Below are 269 nucleotides of genomic sequence, written 5' to 3'. Positions count from 1 at the left end.
ATTGCGGTTATGAATTGCCCGCACAGGGTATTGATCAGAGTCGATTAACTTTGCAGTTTTCATCCGTGCTTCAAATGTCTCATACACTTGCAGCGCGATCGGATCATCTAAGTGTTTTGCTTGGGTTTCTAAAACTTGAAAGACTTTAATCAGATCCGCTTGTGATAAAACAGCAGTTCCGGCAAAATAACCTCGCTTCATGGGAAACTCAGGAAGAATCCCATAGGGTTTTAAGGCTTTTTCGATATCTTTACGCAAGCGATCGCGTG

Annotated in this window: 1 protein-coding gene; it reads right to left on the bottom strand. The window is 42.8% G+C overall.

The window, feature by feature from the left end; genetic code table 11:
- Positions 1–258, bottom strand: a 258-nt coding sequence (locus R0J87_RS20855) for a hypothetical protein (protein ID WP_498888646.1), incomplete at its 3' end; no start/stop codon positions are given.
- Positions 259–269: the final 11 nt, after the last annotated feature.

The organism is Halomonas sp. SIMBA_159 (genome assembly GCF_046536035.1).
GTDB classification, from domain to species: domain Bacteria; phylum Pseudomonadota; class Gammaproteobacteria; order Pseudomonadales; family Halomonadaceae; genus Vreelandella; species Vreelandella venusta_A.
The sequence above is the reverse complement of the archived record's forward strand: the minus strand, read 5'-3'. Positions and strand labels throughout refer to the sequence as shown.